The following is a 245-nucleotide window of genomic DNA, read 5'->3' on the forward strand; positions in this document are numbered from 1 at the left end:
GTACGTGAAATACTGATACTTTCGCCATTTGCATTAGTATATGTTAATTTCATCTATAGCCCCCACTCTCTAGCTAATCTACGTGATACTTGTAGATTTTTACGTGCTATATCAGAAGGTGAAAGTGGTTCAGGAGAATTGATAGTAATGTTTTGTACAATACCTTCACCATAACCGCCTTTCATGTCCTTCCCTAGTAAGTCACTTACCATACTTGCATATGGTTTCATGTAGCGTTTTCTTTC

The 245-nt window shown here is 37.1% G+C and carries 1 protein-coding gene; it reads right to left on the reverse strand.

What is annotated here, in order from left to right; genetic code table 11:
* Positions 1-53: 53 nt before the first annotated feature.
* On the reverse strand, positions 54-245 hold a 192-nt coding region (locus R0J88_RS22605), incomplete at its 5' end, for a hypothetical protein (RefSeq protein WP_410901264.1).

The organism is Pseudoalteromonas sp. SIMBA_162, assembly GCF_046535955.1.
GTDB lineage: Bacteria > Pseudomonadota > Gammaproteobacteria > Enterobacterales > Alteromonadaceae > Pseudoalteromonas > Pseudoalteromonas marina.